The organism is Stenotrophomonas sp. STEN240 (assembly GCF_056756175.1).
In genome coordinates, this window is sequence record NZ_JBRRBO010000001.1 from 50,577 (window position 1) to 70,364 (window position 19,788).

The window sequence follows — 19,788 nt, forward strand, 5'->3', positions numbered from 1 at the left end:
CGGTATCTCGCTCACGGGCCGGTGGCAGGTTCGGGGATCAATACGCCGCGCTGTACCGCCGGACGTCGCGCAATCCGCGCATGCCACTCGCTCAGGTGCGGGTAGTGGCTGAAGTCCATATCGATGACATTGGCGATATGGGTCCAGCCGAAGCCGGCGATGTCGGCAATGGAGTACTCCTCGCCGGCCAGCCAGGGGCGATCAGCCAGGCGCTGGTCTAGCGTGGCAAAGAACTCATTGCTCAAACGGCGATAGCGCTCGATGGCTGCGGGTAGCGGCGTATCGGCAAACATCTCGAAGTGGACGCGCTGGCCCAGAATCGGACCGACGCTGGCGGAATGGAACATCAGCCAGCTGATCGCTTCCCAGCGCGGTGCCGGCGCCTGCGGCAGTAGGCGGCCGCTGCGTTCGGCCAGATACAGCAGGATCGCAGCGGATTCAAAGAGGGTGATGCCGGCGGACGTGTCCACCAGAACCGGAATCCGTGCATGCGGATGCAGCTTCAGAAATGCGGCCTGTTGGTGCTCGCCGTCTGCGATGCGGACGTGATGGACCTGGTAGGGCACGCTCAGCTCTTCCAGCGCGATGGAGATCTTGAAGCCGTTAGGCGAACTGTCGGTGTACAGACGAAGCGACGGATTCGACATGAGGTTGTCCTTATTAAAGGTAGGGGCATTGCGTGCGCGATGGACACTGCGCGTTGGGTGAAGGGGAAGAAGGTTTGTCGACAAGCGACCGTGATGGGAGTCAGGGCAGGCATGCAGCGGGAAGGGTTCAAGCGGCCTGCCGCCATCACTGGTCAACGACACGACGAGTGACGGGGCGAGCAGGCCAACGAAGGTTGCTGGCTGTGGCTATGCCGGCTCGGCAGCGCTGTTGGCGGCAGCCGTTGGTGCCAGCTGCCGGGCAAATCGCGCGTACACAGCCGGAAGCACGAACAATGTGAAGGTGGTGCCCACGATCAAGCCCGAGACCAGCACCACCGCAATGGCGCGTTGGCTGCCGGCACCGGCACCAGTGGCGAAGAGCAAAGGCAGCAGACCACCGACCATCGCAGCGGTGGTCATCAGGATCGGGCGAACGCGGGTACGTGCTGCTGCAAGGACTGCCGCAGTACGGTCGAGTCCCTGACTGCGTTGCTGCGCGTTGGCGAATTCGACGATCAGGATGCCGTGCTTGGCGATAAGGCCGATCAATGTCACCAAGCCGATCTGGGTGTAGATGTTCAACGTGCCGAAGCCGAAGAACAGTGCGATCAGGGCACCGAACGCGGCCAGCGGCACGGTGGTCAGGATCAGCAGCGGGTCGCGGACACTTTCGAACTGCGCTGCAAGTACCAGGAAAATAAATACCAGAGCGAACGCAAAGGTGATCGCAAAGCCGCCTTGCTCCTGCAGGTATTGGCGGGATTCGCCGAGGAAGTCGACCTGATAGCTGCCGGGCAGTTTGTCTGCGGCGAGCTGCAATACCTCCACGGCTTGCCCCAGGGTGACGCCCGCCGCCGGCACCGCCACCAGCGTGGCGCTGTTCAACTGGTTGTGCTGGGTAAGTGCATTGGCTTCCACGCCGTGCTCCAGACTGACCACGGAAGACAACGGCACCTGGGTGCCTGCGGCGCTGCGTACGTGGTAGAGCGTCAATGCCTCAGGGGTCAAGCGCTGATCACGTGGCGATTGCGGAATCACGTCATAGGCGCGTCCCTGTGCGCCAAAGCGGTTGACGTAGGATTCGCCGACCAGGCGAGCGAGCGTGTCGCCAATCTCCTTCATGCTCAGGCCCAGGTCATGCGCACGTGAACGATCGATGCGCACGTTGACGGTGGGGCTGGCAAAGCTGAGGTTGGAATCAACGAAAGCAAACTTGCCGCTGGCCACGGCAGCCGCTTCCAGCGTCTGCATTGCGGTATGCACCGCTTCGTGCCCGGCCGCCGATGCCAATACCATCTGGACCGGGAAGCCGCCTGCGGAGCCGGGGAGGGGCGTAGGTAGATAAGCGGAACCGGCAATGCCTTCGACGCCTGCCAAGGTTTGCTGCAACGTGTTCATGATTTCGCTTGAGGTGCGCTCGCGCTCGGCCCAGGGCGTCAACATCACGCCGCCCCAACCCAGGTTGAGGGCACTGCCGACGCCTTGCACCATGTAGGTGTTCCTGGCCTCCGGGATGTTGTTCAATGCGGCGGCCACGCGTGCCGACTGGCTTTCGAGAAACTCCAGGTTGGCCGATTGCGGGGCTTTCATGTCCACGACGATCTCGCCTTGATCTTCGGTGGGTGCCAGTTCGGATTGCAGTCCGTTGAACAGCACCGGCAGGCACAGCAGCGCCCCTGCACCGAGCAGCAGGATCGGGCGGGTGTCGCGCAACAGCCGTGCAAGCAGATCGTGATAGGCGCTCACTACGCGCGTGGTGGTCCGCTCCACGATCTGGCCGAACCGGCCAGGGTGTTCTTTGCGCAACAGCTTGGACGCCACCATCGGAGAGATCGTCAGCGCGACGATGGCCGAGACCACAACCGCAGCGGCCAGGGTGAACGCAAACTCGCGGAACAGCGCGCCGGTCAACCCGCCAACCAGACCGAGTGGCGCATACACCGCGATCAAGGTTGCCGCCATGGTCAACACCGGTCCGGCGATCTCGCGCGCGCCGTTGATGGCTGCAGCGCGAGGGGCTTCGCCATCCTCGATTCGACGATGGACGTTTCCCCCACCACGATGGCGTCGTCCACGACCAAGCCGATCGCCAACACCATTGCCAGCAGCGTCAGCAGGTTCAGGCTGAATCCCAGTGCGAACATGATCGCGGCCGCACCCAGCAGCGACAGCGGAATGCTCAGCATCGGCACCGCCACGGCGCGTACCGAGCCCAGGAAGAGAAAGATGACCAGTACCACTTCCAGGCTGGCGATGATCAGCTTGGCCTTGACGTTGCCGACCGCCGCGTCAATGAACACCGTGACGTCATACGGAATCGCCATGGTGCTGCCCGACGGCAACTCGAGTCCGTCCAGTACCGCGCGTACTTCGCGGGAGATGGTCAATGGATTGCCGCCCGGCGTGGCCATCACTTCCAGATACACCGCTGCCTCACCATTCATGCCAGCCGTCTGGTTGCGGCTTTGCGCGCCGATTTCCACCGATGCCACATCCTGCAGCCGCACCAGACCGGCGCCTGACTTCACCACCAGCTGGCGGAAGCCTTCGACACTGTCCAGCTGGGTATCGGTGCGCACGTTGGATACGACCAACACACCTTTTACCTGGCCGGGTGCGGCCTGGTAGTTGTTATCGGCGATGGCCGCGTCGATATCGGCACTGGTTACGCCGTGGGCTGCCATCCGCAGCGGATCGAGCCAGATCCGCATCGACAGTGTCTGTCCGCCCAGTACATTCACCGCAGCGACGCCTTCCACGGTGGTCAGACGCGGGCGCGCCACCCGCATGAGGTAGTCGGTGGTAGCAGTAGCGGCTTGGCCGTTGGGGGCAGTGAAGCCTGCGTACACCACGCCAATCGCACCTGGTGCCTGGCGCACGACCACCGGGTCGTATGCATCCTCTGGCAGCAGGTAACGAACCTCGTTGACCTTTGCCAGCACCTCGGTCAATGCGGCATCGGAATCCGCGTTCAGGCGCAGATGGGCGGTGATGGTGCTGCGCCCTTGTTCGGATGAAGAAGTGAGGTATTCAACGCCCTGCGTGGTGGCCACGGCCTGTGCCAGCGTGGTGGTGACGAAACCCTGCATCAGGTCGGCCGGGGCGCCTGGATACTCCGTGGTTACGGTGACCACGGCGCTTTCGATGCGCGGGTACTGCCGCAACGGCAGATCCAGCAGTGCGCTCAAACCCACCAGTACGATCAGCAGGGCGAAGGCAGTGGTAAGGACCGGACGGCGGATGAAGAAGTCGGTAAAGGCCATCGTCACTGCCCCTTGCTTGCAGCAACGGGTGGGACTGCAGTGGCAGGCATGCTCACCTGGGCGCCGTCCTGCAGATTGATCTGGCCTGAAGTGACCACCAGCTCACCTGCCTGCAGGCTGCCGCTATGCAGTGCTACGCGGTCCCCGTGGCGCACGCCGGTCTGTACCGGTAGCAGATGCGCCTGAGGCTTGCCGTTGTTGTCACGGACGACATAGAGCGAATCGCCAGACAGCGACGCGCTGATCGCGATGGCAGGTACCGTCACCGCAGGTGGCTCGGGCGGCAGCGTTACCAGCACCCGGGCGAAGGTTCCTGGCCACAACTTGCCCTTGTCAGCGGTGGGCAGGGTGGCGCGCACGGTGACCATGCGATCGTTCTGATCCACGCGTGGATCAATGGCGCTGATGCGGCCGATGGTGCTGCTGTCGGCGACACCATCAGCGCTCAGCTGTACTGCCAGACCTTCGCTCAGCAGCGATAGGAACCGCTCCGGCACCCGGAAGTCGACATGCAGATGGCGAAGGTCGGTCAGCGTGGCGATTGGTGTGCCCGCTTCAACGAACTGACCAAGGTTGACCTGGCGCACGCCCAGCACACCCTCGAATGGTGCGCGTACGCGTCGTTGTGCGATCTGCGCCTGTACCTCCGCGACCTGCGCGTGTTGCTGGGCATGGCTGGCTTGGTGCTGCTCGAACTCGGCACGTGAAAGGATCTGGTCTTTCAGGCGGTGCGCGCGTGCCAGGCTTGCGTCCGCCAGCGTTGCCGCCGCGCGGTGGCGGTCAAGCTCGCGTTGCAGCGGCGCATCATTGAGCTGCGCCAATGCTGCGCCAGCCTTGACGGACTGGCCGCTGGTGAAGTGCAGTGCCGTGATTCGGCCGGCTACCTCGGCCGCTACCAGTACCTGCTGGTCCGCTACCACCGTGCCGATTGCTTCGATCTGTCTGGGCAGTGTTTCGCGTCTTGCGGCTTCGGCGACAACCGCTACCGCTGACGGTGCGCTGGCAGTGGCCGCAGCGCTGGCCGCACTGCGTTTGCGATGGGCATCAAAGAGTGCGAGCAGAACAAGCAGGATGACCACGCCGACGGCAATCCCGATCAGGACGAAGCCGCGTGTGCGGTGATTGCGGGCGTTGGCGCTCATCGCTGTGCTCCCGCAGTTGTTGCAAAGTTCATTTCAGTTGACGTCCTGGGACTGGGAATGGCCGCAGTCTAGGTGTCACCGGGTGCTGGAAAAAACGATTTTCCTTCTCGTAAGAAGTTAGTTTTTCTGATGTGAACTGGGGTCACGGATACTTGCTGTTGAACAGGATATGTTGGCGGGCCGAGGCCTCGTGTGTGAGCAGAGCCGCCTTGCGTTGAAGGCCAGCGCTGTAGCCGGACAAGGAACCATTGGTAGCGATGATCCGGTGGCAGGGGATGATGATGGAGATCGGATTGAGCGCATTGGCGCGGCCGATGGCGCGGGCCGACGAGGCCGGCTGCAGTTGTCGTGCAAGCGCACCGTAGGTGGTGGTTGAGGCATACGGAACCTCAGCCAGTTTCAGCCATTCGCGGCGTAGAAATTCGCTTCCGCGTGGTGCCAATGGCAGGGTGAAGACCTTCCGTTCGCCATTGAAGTATTCGTCAAGCTGGGCAGCCACACGGCTTACCGCATGCGGGTCCGGTTGCAGCGGCAGCGCCCACTCCTGGCAACCCGCCGCGCGCTCGTCATCAATGAAATCCAGACGGAGCAAGGCCCCGACGGGGTCGACGATGGCCAGCATCTGGCCCAGCGGCGTGTGAATGTGGCCGCCACTCAACGGCGCGAGCCTGGCCTGTAACCGGCTATCCATAAATTTAGCTTTTCTTACTTTGTCCAATGGCCCATGCTGAGCGCCGATTGGCCGCGCCAATACCGATTTTTTCTAAAGCACAACGTCAGGAAATCCAAACTCATGGGCGCAGTCCTTCCGCTGTTGGCGTTGCGTGCGTTTGTGGAGACCGGCCGGCACGGCAGTCTCAAAGCCGCCGCCGAAGTGATGGGGGTCAGCCCCGGTGCCATCAGTCAGCAGCTGAAACTGTTGACCGAGCGCACCGGCGTGAGCCTGTTCATCCGCAACCGCAACGGGGTTGCGCTCAGCCCTGCCGGCGCACAGGTTTACCCGGCATTGCTCCGCGCATTCGACACCATCCAGGACAGCATGGCGCTGCTCGAGGCGATCAACGGGCGTCAGACCTTGACGATAAGCACGGTACCGAGCTTCGCCGCATCCTGGCTGGTGCCGCGCTTGGGCCGTTTTACCGGCCAGCATCCGGATATCGAGATACGGGTGGAGGCATCTTCGGCACTGGTTGATCTGCGCCGTGACCGCATCGATGTCGCCGTTCGTCATGGCCTCGGGCAATACCCTGGGTTGGTCTCGCGGCATCTGGCATCGCCGGTGTTCCTGCCGGTCGCTTGCCCTGGTCTGCTGGCCGAGGGACCGCGCATACGCTCGCCAAAGGACTGCCTGAAATATCCGTTGCTGCAGGATTCCGACCGCAGCGATTGGCGGTTGTGGTTCAAGGCGCTGGGGATGGCGGATGATCCACGCATCGAGCGCGGGCCCGCTTTCGATGACGATGTGTTGCTGATCCGGGCAGCTGAGGCCGGGCAGGGCATCGCCATGGTGCGTGATGTCTACGTGCAGGCCGAAGTGGCGAGCGGGCGGCTGGCCGTTGCCTTGGATCAGCCTTGGCCAACCGCGTTTGCGTACTATGCTGTGACCTTGCCTGGCGCGGATGAGAAGCCCGCAATCAGTGCGTTTCTGGCATGGCTGCAGCGCGAAGCCCAGGCCGAGGAGGCGCTGCGTTAGCGCAGCAGCAGGATGAGCCACGTTTGCGGATTGGCCGGCAGCTACCATCGCATACATCTGCCATCGCGGGCCACCATGCAACCAGGCTTTCATTGCCATGACAGCGCGCCCGCTGGCAACCGGGCGCGCTGTGTCTACGATGCTGAGGTTGAAGGCGTAGGCAGCCGTTATGAAGTTGCGGGCTTGCGCTTGCCGCCCCACGACTTGCTGGCGATCATCCACTTGCCGTCAATGTTCAGCAGTGCCAGATAGTCCACGCCATCCCAGCCTGGGTAGTTCAGCACCACTTTGACCATCGCTATTTCATCGGTGACGTCCAGGATCTCGTAGGTTCGATGGCGCTGGTCTTCATCGGCAGCAGGTTTGCCCGGAAATCCTTCAGCCCATTCCTCGGCAGTCAACGTGACAATCTTGCCGGTGGCCGTTGAATGCCCGACGACGATGCCGTCCTTTCTGAAGGCTTCAAAGATAAGTGCGGAATCGCCGGCCTCAAAGCCTCGCATCAGCTGTTGCATGACTTGTTCGACGGCCGCGCGATTGCTGTTCTGCGCCATTGCGGATGCGGGGAGGAGAATCAGTGCTGCTGCGAGCACAAGCGAGCGTAAGGAGGATTTCATTTTAGTCCTGGTGGTCATTGGTGGATGGATGGGTATCTGGAAACCTGTGAACGGCGCTGTGCCGCCACTCAGTCGGTCGCGGTGTTGCCGGTAGTGGTCGAGGCTGCCTGGCTACGTAGAAGTTCGACGACGGCCTGTGCCAACGGTGCGGCCGAGGCGTAGTTCTGGCCCGTCACCACGCGCCCGTCGACTTCGATGTAGGGCGCCTCACTGTCGACGGCGCGGAAGATGCCGCCGCGTTCGCCCACTGTTTTGCGGATGAGAAACGGGAACTGCTTGAAGTACGCCGCAGCCTGATCTTCATGCTCCTCCGGGAAACCGGTGATGCGCTTGCCGGCAAGCAGGCTTTGGCCATCGGATAGCCGGAGGTTCACGATGCCGGCGGTGCCGTGGCAGACCGCCGAGATCACCCCGCCGTTGCGCTCGTAGACATGCATGGCGATGCCCTGCAGGCGGCGGTCCTCGGCCACGCCATACATGGCATTGCTGCCACCGACGTAGTACACGGCCCGGTAGCGCTCGGGGTCGACCTGGTCGGGGGTCAGGGTGTTACCCAGCCCGGTCATGATGCGGCTGTCCTGCAGCCGCGATTCCATGTCCTGGCTGACATAGCTGTCCAGGATCGGCACCGCGCCACCATCGGGTGAGACAAAGTCCACCTCATGGCCGGCTGCCTGGAAGGTGTCCCAGGCGTTGACCACCTCGCCAAAGCTGACACTGGCCGGCAGCGTGGAATCGCCGTGGACCTTGCTGCTGGCAAGGACGAACAGGATGCGGCCGGGCTGGCCGTCGGCCGCCGGGACCAGGTTGGCGTCACCCGGGTTTGAGCTGGTGATTGCAGTGGCTGCGCTGCTGCTCAGCCCTGGCTCCATCGTCGGGGCCGTGCTGGCATGGGCATTGCGGAAGCCGCTGGGCCAGGCCAGCAGCAGCAACAACAGGATGGGGATCAAGCGGGATATGGGCATCGATGCTGGCTCGTGAGGTGGAGCCAGCAGACTAGGTGATCCCTTTCAGATCAATGTCTTGGGGTGTAATTCAGGAGTGCTGAAATCGATTCCCGGAGTTGTTTCCGGCTGCGCGGAAGGCCGCAGGGGTAATCCCTTCGAGCTTTTTGAAGGCGCTGTGGAAGGTGGACATCGATTGGAAGCCGGCCTCCTCGGCAACCCGTTCCAGCGGCTTGGCTGGCAGCTGCCGCAGCAAGGCCTTGGCCTCCACCACCCGCAGCTGCGCCAAATAACTTTTGAACGAGGTCCGTTTGTTGTCGTTGAGCAGTTGTGACAAGCGCGTCTGCGGAATGCCGAGGCGGCGGGCGAGGCGGGGCAGGGTCAGCGCCGGGTCCAGATGCAGCCGCTCACGGTCCATCAGCTCTTCCAGTGCCTGCAGCTGCGGCGTTGCCTCGGCGTCGGAGATGCGTCGGTCCTGGTAGGGCTCGATCGGTGCCCGGCCCGCCCGCAGACGCAGATACACAAGCACACTTGCAGCCAGCACAAAGGTGAAGGACAGCGCTCCGACGATGTAGGAGGTGTAGCCGGAGGTGAAATAGGCCGCCCAGATGAGCCAGACACCAATCAATGCGCCCAGCAGCAACCGGCCTGAAGGCGTGCCCATGAGCCCGCTGCGGTGCCGCAGCAACTGCGCGCTCGCAAGCAGCAGATAGCCAAGCCAGATGTACTGGATGGCCGGGGTAATGGTCCATCGCCATAGCTCGACATGGCCGGTGTAGGGCAGCAACATATTCACCAGCAGGGTGATCGCCAGCACGCCGGCGACGTGCCAGCGGTCGATGCGGCTGAGCCCTGTGCTGTTGGCCAGGCTGGAGCGCAGCAGGAAGAACAGGCAGGGGCCGATCAGGAAGCAGGCGGTCAGGCCCAGCTGCAGAACGATCCTGGGGATGTCCGGCCAGAAATGGAAGGCAACCGATTTGCCGGTGCGCACCCCGACCATCAGGATCAACAACGCCAACCACCGCTGGCTGGGCTCGCCTCTGGCGCGCCACCACAGCACCGAGGCCACGACCAGGCCGTTGAAGGCGCCGAGCATGGCGAAGAAGAACAGGAAATGTTGGCTCAGCATCAGCGGAGTATTGGGGAAAAACGTATTCAGTCAAGTTGCGACGCGAGCATCCGGACGGGGCAAGCCCGAGCCGCGCGGGCCAGGAATTCGACTCTGGGCAGCCTGTGAACCGGCACATCAACTGTTACCCGACGGCCGCTTGCCACGGCTTCAGCTGACTTGGGACAGGATGATCCCGACCGCGGCGCACCAGCACACCAGCACGAACCAGGTCAGTACGGCGTTGGCGGACAGCCCGCGATGGCGCACCACCAGGCTGACCACCAGTGCTGCCACCAGCGGAACGATAAACAAGCTGAGGACCCAGATCCATGGATGTTCTTTCATGAGCGCTCTCTTGCGCGGGGGAGGAACCGAGAAGCGAGCCTGGACAGTTGTCGAGCAGGAGCCCCGCCATCGGCGTGCGGCAGATCCCTCCGCTGATTTGACCGGCCGCGCTTCAAACCTGTGCTGCGCAGGCACATGCATTGCCTGCGCAGCGTTGTAGGCTTGTGATGGCTGTCGCCCTGCGCAGGTTTGCAGCGCAGGCGTTGCGATCAGGACTTGGGCATCAAGGATTCCACTACACGATCAATGGTGAAACTTGCGGCCTTGGCCCTTGGCGGGAATTCCTTGAAGCTTTCCAGCCACTTCATCAGCAAGGGCGGTGCGGAATAGAGCAGGAAATTCTGTTCCACCAGCCAATCGTTGTACTTGAAGCTTTCCTCGCCGCGTTCGAACGGGTCCGAACGCAGGTCGAAGAATTTCGGGATGCGCATTGGCCGCAGATGGGTGCGCCAGACTTCGATTCCCGTCTCGGTCTGCTCCAGAAAAACCACCTTGTAGCGGCCCATGCGCACGGCCATGCATTCGCCATCGTCGCTCCAGTAGATGAAGGCCTTTCGCGGCGATTCAGCGTCTTTGCCATGCAGGAACGGCAGCAGATTCTCGCCGTCCAGGTGGACCTTGAATGTCTGTGCGCCGAGCGCATGCCCCTTCTTCAGGTTCTGCACCAGGTCAGGATCATCGTTGGCGGCGGCAAAAGTGGGTATGAAGTCCTGCAGCGAGGCGATGTCATTGACGACGCGTCCTGGCTCAATCACGCCCGGCCACTTCCACACACAGGGAATGCGCCAGCCACCTTCCCAGTTGGTGTCCTTCTCGCCACGGAACGGGGTTGCACCGCCGTCCGGCCACGACAGCACTTCGGCGCCGTTGTCGGTGGTGAACACCACCATGGTGTTGTCGGCGATGCCCAGATCATCGAGCTTCTTCAGCAGTTCGCCCACGTAGCCGTCGAGTTCAACCATGCCATCCGGGTACAGGCCCAGGCCCGTCTTGCCGCGCGAGGCAGGCTTGAGATGGGTGAATACATGCATGCGGGTCGGATTGAAGTAGCAGAACCAAGGCTTGCCGTCCTTGTTGTTGCGATCGATGAAATCCAGCGCGGCGCCGACGAATTCCTCGTCCACGGTTTCCATGCGCTTGCGGGTGAGCGGGCCGGTGTTCTCTATGACCTGCTTGCCGACCCTGCCGAACTGCGCATCGTCAGTGGCATCGTCCTTGTCTGTTGCTTTGCACTTGAGCACGCCACGTGGCCCAAAGCGTTTGCGGAATGCAGGATCCTTGGGGTAATTCTCGTATTCGGGTTCTTCTTCGGCATTGAGGTGATAGAGGTTGCCAAAGAATTCATCAAACCCGTGCACGGTAGGCAGGTGCTCGTTGCGGTCGCCCAGGTGGTTCTTGCCGAACTGCCCGGTCGCGTAGCCGTAGCTTTTTAGTACATTGGCGACAGTGGGATCCTCAGCCCCCAGACCAAGCGTTGCGCCAGGCATGCCGACCTTGGTCAAGCCAGTGCGGATCGGCGACTGGCCCGTGATGAATGCGGCGCGGCCTGCGGTACAGCTCTGTTGGCCGTAGAAGTCGGTGAATCTGGCGCCCTCCTTGGCAATGCGGTCGATGTTTGGCGTGCGGTAACCCATTATTCCGTCGTTGTAACAGCTTGCGTTGAACCAGCCGATGTCGTCGGCCATGATGAAGAGGATGTTGGGCTTGTTCGCGTCCATAGCACAGCTCCGGGGTAATAAGCCAAAGCCTACAATCGGCGTCGCCGCCGGAAATCCGAAAAAAAACCAGAAACGCGGCAGTAAAACTACCTGCCGCGTCTGTGCAGGCCTGCATCGCAACCCCGGCTTACTGCCCCAGCTTGCTCTCTGCCATCTTCTTGATCATCTCATCGATGTTCAGGCTGCTGGCTTCCTGGCGCGGCGGGTAATCCTTGAACGTGCGCAGATGCTCATGCATTTCATGCAGCATGATGTTCATGATGCCGCTCTTGTGCTGCGACTGCTCCGCACGAGGGCCCGGTGCCTGCTCGTAGGACTCGAACGGATCCTGGCGGATGTTGAACAACCACGGTATTTCCAGCTGCTTGGCGCTGCCGTAGTAGCCATCGCGCACCGTGAAGTGGATCTTCCATTGGTTCCAGCGCATCGCCTGCAGGTGCGATTCGGAATAGTAGTAGAAGCTGTGGCGGGCAGAAGTCTCGGTTTTCCCGGTCCAATAGGCGAGCTGGTCCAGGCCGTCGATGTAGCAGCGGTGGTTGATCTCGCCGCCGAGTTTATCGCCGGCCGCCAGCTTGGCCGGGATATCCGGTGCACCAGCGATGTGTGCCAAGGTGGTGAACACATCTTCGCCGCAGTGGATGCCATTGAGCTCGCGGCCTGCGGGTATGTGGCCGCGCCAGCGCACCATCATCGGCACGCGCAGGCCACCTTCCCAGGTCGTCATCTTCTCGCTGCGGTAGGGAGTGGTGGAGCCGTGCGGCCAGGTCGAATGTTCCGGACCGTTGTCGGTGGAGTAGATGACCACCGTATCGTCGGCGATACCCATTTCCTCCAGCTTGCGCAGCACCAGCCCGATCTGCTCGTCGTGCTGGAGCATGCCGGCGCAATGCAGGTCGCTGTAACTGGTGAAGGCTTTCGCCTGCTGTTTGTATTCTTCCGGTACATGGGTGAAGACATGCATGCGCGTGGTATTCAACCAGATGAAGAATGGCTTGCCTTCTTCCTGCGCCTTCTCCATGAACGTAAACGATGCGTCGATGAACTCCTGGTCCACCGTCTCCATGCGCTTGCGTGTCAGTGGGCCGGTGTCTTTGATGCGTTGGCGGCCGATCTTGCCGAATCGCGGATCAACTGTGGCATCGTCATCGGTGCTGGCGTGGCTGTGCAATACACCGCGCGGGCCCAGCTCCTTCTTCAACGCTGGGTTGTCCGGGTAGTCTTCGTCGGAGGTCTCTTCCTCGGCATTGAGGTGGTACAGGTTGCCGAAGAATTCATCGAAACCATGCACGGTGGGCAGGTGTTCGTTGCGATCGCCAAGGTGGTTCTTGCCGAATTGACCGGTGGCATACCCCAGCGGCTTCAATACCTCGGCCAAGGTGGGGTCTTCTTTCTTGAGGCCGAGTGGCGCGCCGGGCAGACCGATGGTGGTCAAGCCGGTGCGTATCGGCAACTGGCCGGTGATGAAGGCCGCTCGCCCGGCTGTGCAGCTGGGTTGGGCGTAGTGGTCGGTGAATATCGCGCCCTCTTTGGCGATGCTGTCGATGTTCGGGGTGCGGTAGCCCATAGCGCCGCGGCTGTAGGCCGACAGGTTCCAGATACCAATGTCATCGCCCCAGATCACCAGAATATTGGGTCGCTTGGTAGTCATTGCACTGCCTCGGCTGCATGGGAAGGGTTCCCCATCTTCCGGGTTGCAGCGCCGGTCCGGAGTAGAGAACTTACTGGGCCTGACTAAGTAAAAGTACCGGATCGCGAGGGTCGCTCATCATGGAAGTGTCATCTACCCATTGGCCGCAGCAGCGAGCCGAAGGTCAGATACCACGACGCCTGGCCATCGTCATTGATGCCGTAGGCCAGGAACATCGGGCCCAAGGGGGTATCGACGCCAGCGAACAGACTGCCTGCCAGCACCAGGTTGTCAGCATCAATCGCGGCGCGGGTCAGCCACACATTGCCTGTCTCCAAGCTCGCGCCCAGATACAACGGCAGCGAAAACAACCGTGTGGTATCGCCGGTGCGTCGATACACCACCGCCCGCAGCAGCGCACTCTGGTTGCCGAACAAGGCGCGTTCGTCGTAACCGGACAGGTTCAGGAAGCCGCCAAGAAAACTCTGCGCCCGAAAAAAATGATCATCGTCCACCGCGCTGCTCAGGTGCGCACCGAGCAACAGGTGGTAGCGGCCCCATGCATGCGCCCAATCGGCGGTCAGGCGCACTACGTCGCCCTCCACATCGGCACCCAGCTGTCGCCGGTACATTTCATAGTCGGCATTGAAGCGCCAACCCTGGGTCGGGAAGTTGATGCTGTCCAGCGAGTCCCAGGTGGCATTCAACGTCAGCGCGGCGAAGTCCTGCTTGTCGCGGCGGAAGTCCAGCGGGTTGCCGACGAGTTGATCGCTGCTGTCGCGGCCGCGAATAAGCCCGGCGTCAAGTGCGAAGGTCGGGCTGGGCGTGTAGCCGACGGTCAGGCCCAAGCCGCGCCGCTTGATGCGGTATTCGGCAATCTGCTGGCTGCCCGCCCACAGCGGCAGGGTTTCAGCTTCAGCCTGCAGGCTGGGTTGCAGGTAGAACATGCCACCGCCAAGTGGCTGGTGGAACTCCGAGTACAGGCCGCTGATATGGCCGGCATGCAGCACCGTCAGCCACTCGGCGCCCCAGCGGTTGATATCGACGACGGTCAGTTCGCTGGAGATCATGTAGCTGTTGCGGCCGGCAAAATTGTCACTGAGCTGGAAGCCGAATTTTCCGAACACCGACCAGGGGCGGTCGGTGGGCACGATCTGCAGCCCCCGTTCGCCATCGCGTTGCACCAGCCGGTAATCCAGTTGCTGGAAGCGGTTGGCGCTGTAGGCGACGCCAAGATCGTGCTGCAGGCGATCCACATCCAGTGGCTTCCCCACCTCTTCGCGCAGCGCGCGTTGAACACGTTGGGTGGCGGCGGTGGACTGGCTCGGTGCTACTTCCAAGAAGCTGATCAAGCCTGGGTCGAATGCACGTCTACGCTGTTGCCCGCGGTAGGCGAGGTAGCGGCTTTCATCCACGGCATGCCGCCGCAGTTGCGGTAGCGCCGCCTCGGCGGCTGCCACACCTGCGGCAATGGCTTCCTTGCCGCGATCGAACTGGGCAGCAGTCAGGTCGCCGAGTTCAGGGCGGATCAGTACGTCGTCTGTCGTAAGCGTGGCGAGCTGTCGCTGGGTCTTCTCGATCATCAATGCACCGATCATCTGGTCCATGATCGCGACCGGGTTGGTCAGTGCCGTTTCCGGGTGCAGCGGCGAGCCGACGTCAACCACGATCAATTGCTGTGCGCCCATGTCGCGCACTACATCTATCGGTACGTTGTCGACCATGCCGCCATCCACCAGCAGGTGACCATCCACCCGCAGTGGCGCAAAAGCCCCGGGTACCGACATGCTGGAGCGGATTGCCAATGCCAGGTCGCCTTGCTGCATCACAACCCGCTGCCCATTGCCGATGTCGGCGGCGATGGCGCGGAATGGAATGGGCAGCTTGCTGAAATCATCCTGGTCCCAGCTGGACAGGGTAAGCCGCCGCAGCAACAGCAGCAGCTTCTGGCCCTGCACCAGCCCGCCGGGCATCACCACCTTGCCATCGCGCAGGCCTACTTCCAGGTTCAGCAGATAGCGGAAGTCTGCGTCCTTGCGCCGCATTGGTTGATCTACGCGGGGTGCGTCATCGACGAACAGATCGGCCCAGTCCAGGGTTTCTATCAGGCGCTGCAACTCGTCGGTGGTGTAGCCACTGGCGTATAGCCCACCCACGATTGCGCCCATGCTGGTGCCGGCAATCTGGCAGATCGGGATGCGCTCGCGTTCCAACACCTGCAATACGCCGATATGCGCCGCACCGCGCGCGCCGCCGCCGCCCAGCACCAGGCCAACGCATGGCGTGGCGGCCTGCGTCTGTGCGGCAGCGTTGGTGTTGTCGCTGTCGGTGGCGGTTGTCTGCGCCCTGGCGGTGCCGCAAAGCCATAGGGCAAGCAGCAAGGGCACTGCACACTGGCAGGCGCGCGCCCATACAGCGGCCAGGTTGCCAGCCGGCGGGAGCACACGATGCGTGAGCCTGGGGTAGGGCATGGGATATTCCCGCGCATGTCGTTGCCTTGGGGCAACGCTCTGGCGGTCATTGTGCGGGGCGCGAACACCGCCGGCTGCGGTAAAACTACTGGACCGCGTCAGGTAGTTCCGTGGGCCGGGGAATCGACCAGCGCCTGCCGCCGGATGGGGAACACAATGGACAGCAAGGTGCCGCTTTCGCCGGCGCGCTGCAGGTGCGAACTGCCGCCGAGCAGACGCGCGCGTTCTTCTATGCTGATCATGCCCAGGCCGCGACGTAGGCCAGGGCCATTCTCGTCAATGCCCACACCGTCGTCTTCTACCTCGAGCAGGCCCTGACCACCGGCGAACTGCAGGCGAACCCAGGCGTTGCGTGCATGTGCGTGACGGTTGACGTTGTGGATTGCTTCCTGGGTGATGCGGAACAGATTGAGCTTCTGTTGCTCATCCAGAACGTCTTCGTCGTTGATGTCGCAATGGACGCGGGTATTGGCATGCCGACAAGAACTGCCGCACAGGCTGCGCAGTGCGCTGGACAGTGTGGTGTAACGCAGCAGGCTGGGATGCAGATCGTGAGAGAGCCGGCGGACATCACCGGACACCTCGAGCACCTGCTCCTGCAACCTTTCCATCTGCTCACGGGCCACGGCCGGTGCGGCGCGTTTCAGCGAGCTGAGCTGGATGGAGATCGCGGCCAGGGATTGATTGATGTCGTCGTGCAGATCACGCGCGATGCGGGTGCGTTCCTCCTCCTGCACCCGCAGCATCTGCGCGGTCATGTCGGCCAACCGGGTGCTGGCCGTCTGCAGCGAGCTGCGTGCGCTTTGTCGCTGCTCCACCAGTACGCTCAGCAGCAACAAGGTGATGCCGTCACCGAACGCCCATAGTTGGACTGCCAGCGTGGTGCGCGCGCCGTCGCCCAGCGCCAACGGCCCCCAGCCGTGGTTGCTGATGGCCATGCACAGCACGGTGGAGCAAGACAATGCCAGGAACGCCCCTGCCGGCCCCAGCACCAGCAATAACCACGCCATCATCAGCGTGGATGCCAGCATCAGCAAGGGCTCAGCCATCGGTGAAGCCCAGGGCAACATCCAGGCGACCCACAGCAACAGCAACATCGTCAACGCCAGGAACGCGCGCGGTGGCGACAACATGCGGTTGGCGCGGCCGCGCCGGTGCATGCGTACCAAGGCGATGAAAGTCGGCACGATAAGCAGGTAGGGCAAGGCGTTGGCGAGCAGCAGGTTCTGCCACGTGCCGGAAAAATCGGGCAGCAGGGTGCTGCGCAGCACCAGCAAGGTCCAGCCGGTGCTGGTCAGCGGCAGCGCCAGCACCGCGATCACCCAGAATGTGGCCACCTGCGGGAAGTCCACCCTGGTCGCGTCCAGCAGGCCGAACTGGCGTATCAACAAGGTGGCAGTAGTGACCAGCAACAACAACCCAAACATCAGCGTTGTGGTCTCAGCGGCCGTTGCGCCGCGCAGGGCAAGTATGCCGACGCAGCCGAGCAGGGTGCCGGCGAAGCAGGCCAGCCATTCGCTGTAAGGGCGCCATAGCAGGGCGCACATCAGGGCAGCACCTGGCAGCCATAGCGCATGGCAGCCGCTGGAGGAAATCCATGGCTCCACCGACACCAGCTGAGCGGCTGCAGCAATGGCCGCCATGCCCGCGAAACGGGTGGTAGCGCGATGCGACTCCAATTGTGACAACTGCCCAAAAACGCTACGCACGCCCATGCAAGCAGCTCCATCTTCACATGGCGCCACCGCTGCATCGCACAAGCTAAGCCGCCGTTGAAAAAGCGGCATGCTTTGCGAACGGCGATGGGAGCCCGGATCCCGCCCCCGTTTCAGCAGTTGTTGTAAGGCGCATGAATCCAAACCGCTATCCACTTTCCGACAGGTGAGCGATGGAAACCCCGATTCTCGCAGTCCACGGCATGCACTACGGCTGCTTGGAGGTAGACGGTTTTGATCCGGAAGCGCTGATGGGAGTGGTCAAGGACAGCCGGTTCGAGCAGCGCCTGCTCGGTCCAGGTTATTTCCGGGCACGTGCGCAGCGCATGGTGTTCCCGGATTTCAGCCTGGACCGCGGCACCTATACACAGCCGGTGCTGGCCAAAGGCATGTTCGCCCCCGACATGATGGGCCTGGCGCTTGCCACCCGTTGCGGCGAGCCGATGTGGCTCAATGGCCGGCGGGTTGTGGAAGGGCAGTTGATGGTCTTTGCCGAAGACCGTGAGCTGGCGGTGCGATCGGTTTCGCCGCTGTGGCAATGGGTGGTGTTGAGAATCCCACGCAGTTCCTTGCAGGCCGCCGTGTACTCGCGCCTGCAACGCGAACTGCCGTTACCTGAGCGTGGCTGGCGGCTTTGCCCGCTTACTGCGGACCGGAACCTGAAGCTGCGGTTGCGGGTGCAACTGGCGCTGCAACGGGCATCGCAGTGGGGCCCGGCGACCTCGGTGGCCGAAGCCGGAATGTTGGGTGAGTTGCTGCTGGATGCATTCGTGCATGCCTTGGAGCGCGCCGCTGGCGCCGATGAGGGCAGTCGGCAGATAGGCAGGCTGCAGCAGCGCGAGCGCTTCCTGCAGCGTGCCGAAGCCTATCTGCGCAGCCCTGATGCCCAGCAGTTCAGCAGCCGTGCACTGGAATCTGCGTTATCGATGAGCGAGCGCCAACTCGAGCGGGTGTTCCGTGACGTCTACGGAATGACGCCCAAGCGCTGGCATCAGGTTGCGCGGTTGAACCAGGCCCGGCAGCTGCTGTTGGACCATCCGCGCATTGGCGTTACCGAGATCGCCCTGCGCTCGGGCTTCTCGCACCTTGGCCGCTTCGCCAGTGAATACCGGCAGCTGTTCGGTGAAAGCCCCAGCGAAACCCTCGGTGTGGGCAGGAAAGGCAGGGTTTCACATTAACTACACACTGTCCTAATAGAGTGCGGCTTACATGGAAGCGATTGCACTGCCTTGGGCAGTGCTTTCGGCTTTCTGCGTTCCTCTACCTGGTCGAGGTGCATGTATGGAAACATCCTCACTGCAGGGTGCCCACTCCGCGCTGCGCGTGCTGGTTGCCGATGATCACGCGATGGTTGGCGAGGGAGTGGTACGTCTGTTGCGTGATCGTTTCGATGATGTGCGCTTGGTCCTGTCCGGCGAAGAACTACTGTGCGCGGTTCGCGCAGGTGGTGTCGACATCATCGTTACCGACATCAGCATGGGTGAAATGACCGGCATCGAGGCTATGCGACAGCTGCGCGCCGAGGGCAACACTACGCCCTTTGTATTCCTGTCCATGCATCACGGCTGCGCGATCGTGACCGAGGCATTGCGTACCGGTGCCGGCGGTTATGTGTTGAAAGCCGCCGCCGGCGAGGAGTTGCTGCACGCGATCAACGAGGTCATGGCCGGGCGGGTATATCTGACCGCGGGGCTGGCCGCGATGGCGTTGAGCTCGTCCGGGCGTGGCGAGCGCTTCGTGCTCACCGACAAGCAGCGGCGCATCCTTGACTGGGTTGCCCAGGGGCTGCGTTCCAAGCAGATCGCCTACGAGCTGGGTGTGTCGGTACGTACCGTGGAGTCGCACAAATACGCGATCATGCAGCAGATGGGTGTGCATGGAACCCTGGAGCTGGTACGTCGGGCGCATCAGCTTGGCCTGATAAAGGCCTTCCGCGACGATGAACGCCAGTTGGCCTGAGCCGGGCAAGTAGTTTTACTTGCCGGTGGCGGGTCTTTTTCCTGTGGCAGCCATGGCAGGCAAGGGCCAACATCGCGTCGACGACGGCTGCGTCGGTGAACACAATGAAGTCGATTCGGGTACTGCTGGCAGAAGACAGCATGGCGGTAGCCCGGCCGCTGCAGTTGCTGCTTGCCAGCGAGTTCGAGGTAGTTGGCTGGGTGCAGGACGGGCATTCCCTGCTGTCCATGGCGCGTGAACTGAAGCCAGTGGTGGTGGTGACCGATATCACCATGCCTGGCCTTGATGGACTGGCAGCTGCCGAACGATTGCTCACCGAAGGGGTGATCGCCCACGTAGTGTTCATCACCGTGCACGATGCCCCGGCGCTGGTGCAGCGGGCCATGGGTCATCGGCACTGCGGCTATGTGTTGAAGGCCGACGCCGGCGAAGAACTGTTGCTGGGTGTGCGCGAGGTGCTTGCCGGCAGATCGTTCATGTCGGCCTCGATCGTCAAACGGATGAATGCCGAGCATGGTAACGGCCTGGGCTGAGGC

General features: G+C 62.4%; 15 protein-coding genes and 1 pseudogene. 4 read left to right on the forward strand and 12 right to left on the reverse strand.

Annotation, left to right across the window (positions count from 1 at the left end; translation table 11 throughout):
- Window positions 1–11: 11 nt before the first annotated feature.
- The 4 genes and pseudogenes from ACVOKO_RS00270 to ACVOKO_RS00285 form a co-directional block, all read right to left on the reverse strand.
- Window positions 12–647 (reverse strand): glutathione S-transferase family protein, encoded by a 636-nt coding sequence (locus ACVOKO_RS00270; protein ID WP_346496144.1) that lies wholly within the window; start codon window positions 645–647, stop codon window positions 12–14.
- Between the two features lie 207 nt (window positions 648–854).
- Window positions 855–3,910, reverse strand: a pseudogene (locus ACVOKO_RS00275) (efflux RND transporter permease subunit).
- A gap of 2 nt (window positions 3,911–3,912) precedes the next feature.
- Complete coding sequence (locus ACVOKO_RS00280; protein WP_346496148.1) at window positions 3,913–5,052, reverse strand: efflux RND transporter periplasmic adaptor subunit; 1,140 nt, start codon at window positions 5,050–5,052, stop codon at window positions 3,913–3,915.
- Between the two features lie 142 nt (window positions 5,053–5,194).
- Window positions 5,195–5,770: a methylated-DNA--[protein]-cysteine S-methyltransferase gene (locus ACVOKO_RS00285; protein ID WP_346496150.1), complete on the reverse strand. Its 576-nt coding sequence runs from the start codon at window positions 5,768–5,770 to the stop codon at window positions 5,195–5,197.
- A 75-nt stretch (window positions 5,771–5,845) separates the two neighbouring features.
- Between ACVOKO_RS00285 and ACVOKO_RS00290 the strand changes: the two genes are divergently transcribed.
- A complete protein-coding gene (locus tag ACVOKO_RS00290; RefSeq protein ID WP_346496152.1) occupies window positions 5,846–6,745 on the forward strand; it encodes a LysR substrate-binding domain-containing protein in 900 nt (299 codons plus the stop codon).
- Window positions 6,746–6,912: 167 nt separating this feature from the next.
- Here the strand turns inward: ACVOKO_RS00290 and ACVOKO_RS00295 are convergent, their stop codons facing one another.
- From ACVOKO_RS00295 to ACVOKO_RS00330, 8 genes are all read right to left on the reverse strand, one after another.
- Entirely contained in the window at window positions 6,913–7,299 is a 387-nt protein-coding gene (locus ACVOKO_RS00295; protein ID WP_346496154.1) for a nuclear transport factor 2 family protein, read from the reverse strand.
- A 131-nt stretch (window positions 7,300–7,430) separates the two neighbouring features.
- Window positions 7,431–8,327 (reverse strand): type 1 glutamine amidotransferase domain-containing protein, encoded by an 897-nt coding sequence (locus ACVOKO_RS00300; RefSeq protein WP_346496156.1) that lies wholly within the window; start codon window positions 8,325–8,327, stop codon window positions 7,431–7,433.
- 70 nt (window positions 8,328–8,397) lie between these two features.
- Window positions 8,398–9,435: an AraC family transcriptional regulator gene (locus ACVOKO_RS00305; protein WP_346496158.1), complete on the reverse strand. Its 1,038-nt coding sequence runs from the start codon at window positions 9,433–9,435 to the stop codon at window positions 8,398–8,400.
- A 150-nt stretch (window positions 9,436–9,585) separates the two neighbouring features.
- The gene (locus ACVOKO_RS00310; protein ID WP_346496160.1) at window positions 9,586–9,762 is read right to left on the reverse strand and encodes a hypothetical protein; all 177 of its coding nucleotides are present in this window, start codon (window positions 9,760–9,762) and stop codon (window positions 9,586–9,588) included.
- Window positions 9,763–9,971: 209 nt separating this feature from the next.
- Window positions 9,972–11,480 carry an arylsulfatase gene (locus ACVOKO_RS00315; RefSeq protein ID WP_346496162.1) on the reverse strand — a complete coding sequence of 503 codons (1,509 nt, stop codon included), beginning with the start codon at window positions 11,478–11,480 and terminating at the stop codon, window positions 9,972–9,974.
- A gap of 127 nt (window positions 11,481–11,607) precedes the next feature.
- Complete coding sequence (locus ACVOKO_RS00320; protein WP_346496163.1) at window positions 11,608–13,128, reverse strand: arylsulfatase; 1,521 nt, start codon at window positions 13,126–13,128, stop codon at window positions 11,608–11,610.
- Between the two features lie 128 nt (window positions 13,129–13,256).
- Window positions 13,257–15,578, reverse strand: a complete 2,322-nt coding sequence (locus ACVOKO_RS00325; RefSeq protein WP_346496165.1) for a patatin-like phospholipase family protein — start codon at window positions 15,576–15,578, stop codon at window positions 13,257–13,259.
- A 98-nt stretch (window positions 15,579–15,676) separates the two neighbouring features.
- On the reverse strand, window positions 15,677–17,293 hold the full coding sequence (locus tag ACVOKO_RS00330; RefSeq protein ID WP_346496166.1) for a sensor histidine kinase: 1,617 nt from the start codon (window positions 17,291–17,293) through the stop codon (window positions 15,677–15,679).
- 173 nt (window positions 17,294–17,466) lie between these two features.
- Here ACVOKO_RS00330 and ACVOKO_RS00335 point away from each other — a divergent pair, with 173 nt between their 5' ends.
- From ACVOKO_RS00335 to ACVOKO_RS00345, 3 genes are all read left to right on the forward strand, one after another.
- Entirely contained in the window at window positions 17,467–18,471 is a 1,005-nt protein-coding gene (locus tag ACVOKO_RS00335) for a helix-turn-helix domain-containing protein (RefSeq protein ID WP_346496167.1), read from the forward strand.
- Window positions 18,472–18,574: 103 nt separating this feature from the next.
- Window positions 18,575–19,252, forward strand: coding sequence for a response regulator transcription factor (locus ACVOKO_RS00340; RefSeq protein ID WP_346496168.1), 678 nt, complete (start codon window positions 18,575–18,577; stop codon window positions 19,250–19,252).
- Between the two features lie 104 nt (window positions 19,253–19,356).
- Window positions 19,357–19,785 (forward strand): response regulator, encoded by a 429-nt coding sequence (locus ACVOKO_RS00345; protein WP_346496169.1) that lies wholly within the window; start codon window positions 19,357–19,359, stop codon window positions 19,783–19,785.
- Window positions 19,786–19,788: the final 3 nt, after the last annotated feature.

Bases quoted from the DNA above. Each gene is read 5' to 3' on its own strand.
- ACVOKO_RS00305 (WP_346496158.1), bottom strand. From the start codon at position 9,435: ATGCTGAGCCAACATTTCCTGTTCTTCTTCGCCATGCTCGGCGCCTTC.
- ACVOKO_RS00320 (WP_346496163.1), bottom strand. From the start codon at position 13,128: ATGACTACCAAGCGACCCAATATTCTGGTGATCTGGGGCGATGACATT.
- ACVOKO_RS00280 (WP_346496148.1), bottom strand. From the start codon at position 5,052: ATGAGCGCCAACGCCCGCAATCACCGCACACGCGGCTTCGTCCTGATC.
- ACVOKO_RS00295 (WP_346496154.1), bottom strand. From the start codon at position 7,299: ATGGCGCAGAACAGCAATCGCGCGGCCGTCGAACAAGTCATGCAACAG.
- ACVOKO_RS00290 (WP_346496152.1), top strand. From the start codon at position 5,846: ATGGGCGCAGTCCTTCCGCTGTTGGCGTTGCGTGCGTTTGTGGAGACC.
- ACVOKO_RS00270 (WP_346496144.1), bottom strand. From the start codon at position 647: ATGTCGAATCCGTCGCTTCGTCTGTACACCGACAGTTCGCCTAACGGC.
- ACVOKO_RS00345 (WP_346496169.1), top strand. From the start codon at position 19,357: ATGAAGTCGATTCGGGTACTGCTGGCAGAAGACAGCATGGCGGTAGCC.
- ACVOKO_RS00340 (WP_346496168.1), top strand. From the start codon at position 18,575: ATGGAAACATCCTCACTGCAGGGTGCCCACTCCGCGCTGCGCGTGCTG.
- ACVOKO_RS00300 (WP_346496156.1), bottom strand. From the start codon at position 8,327: ATGCCCATATCCCGCTTGATCCCCATCCTGTTGTTGCTGCTGCTGGCC.
- ACVOKO_RS00325 (WP_346496165.1), bottom strand. From the start codon at position 15,578: ATGCCCTACCCCAGGCTCACGCATCGTGTGCTCCCGCCGGCTGGCAAC.
- ACVOKO_RS00330 (WP_346496166.1), bottom strand. From the start codon at position 17,293: ATGGGCGTGCGTAGCGTTTTTGGGCAGTTGTCACAATTGGAGTCGCAT.
- ACVOKO_RS00310 (WP_346496160.1), bottom strand. From the start codon at position 9,762: ATGAAAGAACATCCATGGATCTGGGTCCTCAGCTTGTTTATCGTTCCG.
- ACVOKO_RS00335 (WP_346496167.1), top strand. From the start codon at position 17,467: ATGGAAACCCCGATTCTCGCAGTCCACGGCATGCACTACGGCTGCTTG.
- ACVOKO_RS00315 (WP_346496162.1), bottom strand. From the start codon at position 11,480: ATGGACGCGAACAAGCCCAACATCCTCTTCATCATGGCCGACGACATC.